Below are 7267 nucleotides of genomic sequence, written 5' to 3' on the forward strand. Positions count from 1 at the left end.
GGGGGGGGGCGCGCGGGGGGGCCCCCCCCCCGGCCGTGGGGCGTCGGGCGCCCCGCGCGGCCCCGGGGGGGGGGCGGGGGGGGGGGGCCCCCCCCCCCCCCCCCCCCCCGGCCATTGCGCACGCACCGTGCCGCCGCTCAGGGTCAGCGCCTTGCAGACACCGCCCGCGGCGGCGTAGACGGTGCCGTCCGCGACGGCCGGGGGGACCTGCGCGGTCGCATCGAACGTCGCAAGCCACAGGCCCTTGCCGCTGCTGAGGTCGATGGCCTGCAGGGTCTTCTCGTTCGTCCAGTGCAGCAGGACGCCGTCGGCGGTGACGGGGCCGTGCCCGCCACCGGGCAGCCGCCGCCAGCTCGCTTCGAGGCCGGCGGTGGGGAAGTCCCAGCGCCGCTCGCCGTGCACCGGCTCGAAGCCGATGAGCCGCCCGGCGCCACCCGCGAGCAGCAGTCCGGTGCCGGGGTGCTTGCCGGTGCCGGGGGCGTGACCGAGGGCGGTGCTGCCACGCCCGGCGGAGACCTCCATGTCCCGCCGGTGCAGCCGCTCGCCCTCGCGTGCGCCGATGAGGTGCAGCTCGCTCTCCTCGGTGAGCAGGGCGAACCGCGCGGCGCCCAGGGCGACGGGGGCGGTGAGCACCTGGTCGTCGTCCGCGAGACCTTCGTACGTCCAGAGTCTTCGCCTGGTGCCGGCGTCGAGGCAGACCGGCTCGCCGCCGACCGGGGACGGCGCCGGTGCGAGGAACAGTGCGGAGCCGGAGACGGCGGGCTTCTGCCAGTCCACGACACCCTCGTCGAGGGTCCAGGGTGAGCCGCCCTCGGGCAGGGTGCGCGAGCGCAGCTCCGGCACGCTGGGGCTTTCCTTCTTGCCGCCCAGCGTGACCAGACGCCCGCCTGCGACAGCGAACCATCGGACGTGCTGCGGCCAGTATTCCCGCGGTTTCCAGGGAGTGCCGCTGTCCAAGTCCCTTGCCTGGTCGAGGAGTTCGGGTGTGATCAGCATGCCGTCGACGACGCCCCACAGCTTCGGCGCCTGCGCGCCGACGCCGAACGCCTGCCACTGCCGGGCGCCGGTGCGTGCGGAAGCGGCGCGGACCAGGCCCTCCCCGTCGGAGTAGGGCTTGGTCCCGTGCACGAGCAGGGTGGACCCGCTGAGCAGGGCGGCGTCGATGCTGCCGCCGTCGGTGCGCAGCGTCCACCGCACCTTGCCGGGCTGCCGCGACCCCTTCTCGACGCGCAGCCCGGCGTCCTCGTCGTCCCCGCTCTCGTCCGGCGACGAGTGCGAGATCCCGTAGCCGAGCAGCCCGGCGAAGCCGGCGCCGGTGGCGGCAAGGAGGGAGCGGCGGGTGAGGGTCCTGCGGCGTTCGGAACGGACGGCGGCGGCGACGGCGGTGCGGTCTACGGGCTCGGGCTCAGGTTTGGCGGGAGCGGGAGCGGGAGTGGGCGCGGTTATGGCTGCGGGCCGCGCGGCTTCCGTGTCCGGTTCGGGGGCGGGCGCTCGGCCGGGCGAGATCAGGGACCGCAGCGGCTCCTCGCGCCACCACAGCGGGGCGGCCGGATCCGAGGTCCGCGCCAGGACGTCGGCCACGCCGGGCCGCAGCGCCGGATCCTTGCGCAGACACTCGGCGACGAGATCGCGCAGCCCGTCCTTCTCCGGTACGCCGGTGAGGTCGGGCTCCTCGTGGGTGGCTCGGTAGAGCAGTACCGCCACGGGTCCGGAGCCGAAGGGGTGCTCTCCGGCGGTGGCGAAGGCAAGGACCGCGCCGAGCGCGAACACATCGGCGGGCGGGCCGACTTGGGCCCCGTCGATCTGCTCGGGCGCCATGAACCCCGGCGTGCCGATCATCGCCCCCGCCTCGGTGAGCACCAGGTCGCCCGCGGCGCGCGCGATGCCGAAGTCGATGACGCGGGGCCCGTCGGCGGTGAGCAGCACGTTCGACGGCTTCAGGTCACGGTGCACGATCCCCGCCCCGTGGATGCTCGTCAGCGCCTCGGCGAGGTGGGCCCCGAGCGACAGCGCGACGCCCGCCCCGAACGGCGCCCCGGCGGCGACTGCCTGACGCAGCGTCACCCCCGGCAGGAAGGCGGTGGCGAGCCACGGCACGGCGGAGTCCGGATCGGCGTCGAGCACGGCGGCGGTGTAGGCCCCGGTGACGGCCCGCGCGGCGGTGGCCTCGCGGCGGAAGCGTTCCCTGAAGTGCGGGTCGGCGGCGAGGTGTTCATGCACGGTCTTGACGGCAACGAGCCGCCCCCCGGGACTGCGCCCCAGAAACACCTGCCCCATCCCCCCGGCCCCGAGCCGCCGGACGATGCGGTGCCCGCCGAGCCGTATGGGGTCGTGGGGGAGGAGGGGAGAGCCGGGGAGTTCGGTGGGCGTTCCGCCGGGGGGTGCGGTCGTCATGAAGGCTCCGGGCGGGCGTTGGGTGTGCTGGGCTGCCGGTGCGGGTGGGGAAGGCGGTTGCGTCCGGCGGTCGGGGTGGGGTGTGGTCTGGAGTTCCCTGCCGGAGTGTGGGCCGGGAGCGGGGTGTCGGGTGGCGCGAGGGGCGTTCCGTCGGGGTGCGACGCCTTGATCGCTCTGGGCCGCTGTCGATCGGCTTGGGTGTGCTGGAAAGGATCATCTGCGGTGGCGGGGTGGGGTGTTGGTGGCTGCGTGCCGCGTCGGGTCGTGGGGCGGGGGCGGGTGGCGGATGGCGCAGGGGTTGTTCCGCTGGGCGTCGGTGTCACGGTCGCTCTGGGCTGCCGTTGATCGGCTTGGGTGTGCTCGGGAGGAGCATCTGCGGTGGCGGGGTGGGGTGTTGGTGGCTGCGTGCCGCGTCGGGGCGTGGGGCGGGGGCGGGTGGCGGATGGCGCCGGCGTCACGGCAGCTCCGGGCCGCTGATCGTGTAAAGGGTGCCGTCCGCGCACAGGTGGACCAGGCCCTTGCCCGCGGTGGCGAGGTCGACGCCGGTGACGGCGTCCAGGGGCAGGGCCCACTTCGGTTTGCCGGTGGTCGCGTCCAGGGCGTACAGGCCCCAGGTGGGGTCGCCCGAGCCGCCGGGCTCCGGGCCCGCGACGTACACCAGACCGTCCGAGACGAGTGGTGTCTCCTCCAGGACGCGGACGCCCTCGCGGGTCCAGCGGACCGCGCCCGTCGTCGCGTCGTACGCACGGACGCCGTCCGCCACCGGGGCGTGCACCAGGCCGTCCGACGCGGTCGGCGTGATGTGGGAGCCCGTGCCCGCGGGGCGGGTCCAGCGGGTGCGGCCCGTGGCCAGGTCGACGGCCCGGAACTCCTCGCGCCCGGCGTAGTAGCCGGTCCCGTCGGCCCCCGGATGAACCTGCGGGCGCCGGGCGCCGTCCTCGATCTCCTTCTCCACCTTGCCGCTCGCGGCCCGCAGGACGACCAGCGGATCGCCCTGCGCGTACGCGTCCGTCCCGGTCATGCCCGGGTTCGCGGAGACGGCAAGGGCGATGCGGCCGCCCGCCTGATCGGCGCCGATGACCTCGCCCGCGCCGCCGCCGTGGAACCAGAGCGGTTCCCCCGTGCGCGAGTCGAAGCCGTACGCCCGCCACTTGCGGCCCCAGGCGCTGCGCCGCGCCTGCATGGTGTCGTACGCGGCGTAGGTGAGCAGGCAGACCACATCGCCCGCCACGATGAACTGCCCTTCGTTCCCCTCCTGTTCGCTCGGCTTGGCGTCGAACGGCCGCCGGGGCCGGTGCGGGTTGCGGGAGAGCAGCCCGGAGTCCCAGGCCTTGCGGCCGGTGGAGTGGCGCAGGGCGATGAGCTCCGGTTCGAAGAGCGGGTCACGCAGTACGTAGACGAAGTCGCCGCGGGCGTCGCCGCCCCGCAGGTTCTCCGCCGGGTACTCCCAGCGAAGGGTGCTCTTGGCCGCGTCGAGCCGCGTGACGGCGGCATCGTCGACGACGTACAGATCATCGCCCTCGCGCAACAGCGAGCCCCCGTAGCCGACTTCACCGATACCGGTCTTCCACCGCACCCGCCCGCGTGGCACCCGCGTACGCCGTGCGTCGGGCTCCTTGCCGGTGCCGCCGCCGTCCTGGTTCAGCGCGATGGCCGTGGCGGTGGCGACACCGGCGGTGGCGAGCGCGGCACCGGTCCAGGCGAGGAGGCGGCGGCGGGACGGCAGAGGGGGAGCCGCCTGGGCCTGGCCCTGGGGCGGTCGCGCGTCGGCCGGGGTGTCCCACGGGCCCCGGACGCGGGCGCCGGGCACGGTGTCGGCGGGGGCGTTCCGCGGCCCCGCCACGGCGGCCGTACTCTCCTCGTCGCGCGCGACCAGCTCCGCGACCTCGTCCTCATGGCGCTGCACGAGCTCAGGCACCGGCCCCCGCTCCCACCACGGCGAGTCGTCGGCCCGCGCCCCGCACCACGCAAGCACCTCGGCGACCGTAGGGCGGTCCGCCGGGTCACGCGCCAGGCAGCGGGCGAGGAACGTGGGCCAGGTGGTGCCCGGCACGCCCTCCAGGTCCGGCTCGTCGTGCAGGGTGCGGTACAGGACCGCGGGGGCGCCGCCCGTGCCGAACGGGGCGCGCCCCGTCGCCGCCAGCGCGAGGACCGCGCCAAGGGCGAACACATCGGCGGCGGGGCCCGGTTCGCCGTCCCGCGCCAGCTGTTCCGGAGCGATGAAACCGGGCGAGCCGATCGCCTCGTCGGCGGCGGTCAGGCTCTCGTCGGCCGCGCTCTTCGCGATGCCGAAGTCGAGGACCTTGGGGCCGTCACGGGTGATGAGGATGTTCGACGGCTTCAGGTCGCGGTGGGTGAGTCCCACCGCGTGCACCCCGGACAGCGCCTCCGCGAGGGCCGCGCCCAGCGTGGCGAGTTCGGCCGGGCCGAGGGGCCCGTGCGCGGCGACGGCGGCCGTCAGATCGGGGCCCGCGCAGAACTCCGTGGCGAGCCACGGCCGTTCGGCATCCGGATCGGCGTCGAGCACCGCCGCGGTGAAGGGGCCCGCGACAGCGCGCGCGGCGACGGTCTCGCGGCGGAACCGCTCCCTGAACTCGGCCTCCACGGCCAGGTGTTCATGCACCGTCTTGACGGCCGCGAGCCGCCCCGACGCCGAACGCGCCAGATGCACACGTCCCATCCCGCCCTCGCCGAGCCGCGCCACGATCCGGAACCCGCCGAGCTCGACCGGCTCACCCCGCGTGGACTGTGCCATGCCCCGGCATCCCCCTCCGCATCGACCACCCCTCCGGACGATCTGTGCGACGCCTGTAAGTCATCGTACGGTTGCACCGAAAAAGCATTGGTGCCCCGCCGGTTCACTCTCCTAAAGTGAAGCTCGTCCAGGTGCGAAGGCAGGACTTACTTCCACTCATATTGGGGAGCGGACGGGTTCGAGTCCCGTCTCCGGCACCAACAGGCCGGAGTAGCTCAGGGGTTAGAGCACCATCGTCAGTTCAGCCGAACCGGAACTCTGGACACCTGAACTTCACATGTTTCGCACCTCCCGGTGCGCACGCAGCGGCTACTTCCTTCCAAGAATCCATGCCGCCGCCACTTTGATCTCGGGAGGCCTCAACAGCCGGTGCGCGCCCTGCGGCGCGCCCTCGCGCTGCGCTGCCTCCCCCGTCGTACTTCAGAATTCGGAATTCGGGGGAATTCTCATGGCACGCTTCAACACCAAGTCCGCGAAGGCTCTCGTCACTTCGGCGGTGAAGTCGACCGGCCGCACCATCCGCACCCACGAGGGCGGCCGAGGGCACCTCCGTGACCCGCGTTCCGAGCTTTTCCTGCTCGCGGTCGCGAATTTCGTGTCCCAGCAGACCTTTTACGAGTCCGGCGATGACCGCGACGACCGTTTCGCCGTGCTCGTGCGCCGCCTCGCCGTCGAGGACCCGGAGTGGACCGCGGGCCTGCTCGGCTGGCTGCGCGGCGACGGCAACATGCGCACGGCCTCGCTCGTCGGCGCCGCCGAGTACGTCAAGGCGCGCCTCGACGCGGACGTGACCGAAGGCCCCGCCAACCGCCAGGTCGTCGCCTCCGTGCTGCGCCGCCCGGACGAGCCCGGCGAGCTGCTCGGCTACTGGACGGCGACGTACGGCCGCAGCATCCCCAAGCCCGTCAAGCGCGGCATCGCCGACGCCGTACGCCGCATGTACGGCGAGAAGGCGCTGCTGAAGTACGACACGGCGTCCAAGGGCTACCGCTTCGGCGACATCCTCAACCTCGTGCACGCCGCGCCCGACCCGGACAAGCCGTGGCAGGGCGACCTCTTCCAGTACGCGCTCGACCGCCGGCACAACCCGGACACCGCGGTCCCGCCCGCGTCCGCCCGCATTCTGGGCGCGCACCGCGAGCTGATGGCGGTGCCCGTCGCCGAGCGGCGCGCGGTGGTGACCGGTGACGGCGGCGCCGAGCGGCTCGCCGCCGCGGGCATCACCTGGGAGGCGCTCGCGGGCTGGCTGCAGGGTCCGATGGACAAGGCGGCCTGGGAGGCGGTGATTCCGTCCATGGGCGCCATGGCGCTCGTCCGCAACCTGCGCAACTTCGACGAGGCGGGCGTCTCGGACGAGGTGGCGGCCGGCGTCGCGGCGAAGCTCGCCGACCCGGCGGAGGTCGCGAAGTCGCGGCAGTTCCCCTTCCGCTACCTCGCCGCGTACCAGCACGCGCCGTCGCTGCGCTGGTCGTACCCGCTGGAGCAGGCGCTCGGCCACTCGCTGGCCAACGTGCCCGCGCTGCCCGGCCGTTCGCTGATCCTGGTCGACCGGTCAGGATCGATGTGGTCGCCGCTCTCGGCCCGCTCGCAGCTCAACCGCGCGGACGCGGCGGCGGTCTTCGGCACGGCGCTCGCGCTGCGGGCGGCGGACGCGGACCTGGTCGAGTTCGGCACGGGCAGCGCCCCGGTGAAGTACCGCAAGGGCGAGTCCGTCCTGAAGGTGCTCGACCGCTTCGGGAGCCTCGGCGGCACGAACACCACCGAGGCGGTGCGCCGCTTCTACAAGAAGCACGACCGGGTCCTGATCGTCACCGACGAGCAGGCGGCGTACAGCTACCACGGCGACCCGACCGAGCAGGTCCCGGCGGACATCCCGGTCTACACCTGGAACCTGGCGGGCTACCAGGCGGGCCACGGCGCGTCCGGCACGGGCAACCGCCATGTGTTCGGAGGGCTTTCGGACGCGGCCTTCCGCATGGTGCAGCTGCTCGAGCAGGGGACTTCGAGCGACTGGCCCTGGGTGAGGTGAGGTGCCGGAGGGGGGGGGGGGGCGGGGGCGCCGCCCCCCCCCGCCCCCCCCCCCCCCCCGCCCCGCCAACCCAAAGAACACACCGCCGA

Annotated in this window: 3 protein-coding genes; 1 reads left to right on the forward strand and 2 read right to left on the reverse strand. The window is 74.2% G+C overall.

Annotated features, from left to right (window positions below):
- Both ACFWY6_RS38215 and ACFWY6_RS38220 read right to left on the reverse strand, forming a co-directional pair.
- Positions 1 to 2394: protein kinase (locus ACFWY6_RS38215; protein WP_384700456.1), on the reverse strand; the 2394-nt coding region annotated here is incomplete at its 3' end.
- 454 nt (positions 2395 to 2848) lie between these two features.
- Positions 2849 to 5149, reverse strand: a complete 2301-nt coding sequence (locus ACFWY6_RS38220; RefSeq protein WP_384700458.1) for a PQQ-binding-like beta-propeller repeat protein — start codon at positions 5147 to 5149, stop codon at positions 2849 to 2851.
- Between the two features lie 448 nt (positions 5150 to 5597).
- On the opposite strand from ACFWY6_RS38220, the gene ACFWY6_RS38225 reads away from it, so the two are divergent.
- Positions 5598 to 7178 carry a TROVE domain-containing protein gene (locus ACFWY6_RS38225; RefSeq protein ID WP_384700460.1) on the forward strand — a complete coding sequence of 527 codons (1581 nt, stop codon included), beginning with the start codon at positions 5598 to 5600 and terminating at the stop codon, positions 7176 to 7178.
- The last annotated feature ends 89 nt before the right edge of the window (positions 7179 to 7267 follow it).

It is taken from the genome of Streptomyces sp. NPDC059037 (assembly GCF_042740015.1).
Lineage (GTDB): Bacteria > Actinomycetota > Actinomycetes > Streptomycetales > Streptomycetaceae > Streptomyces.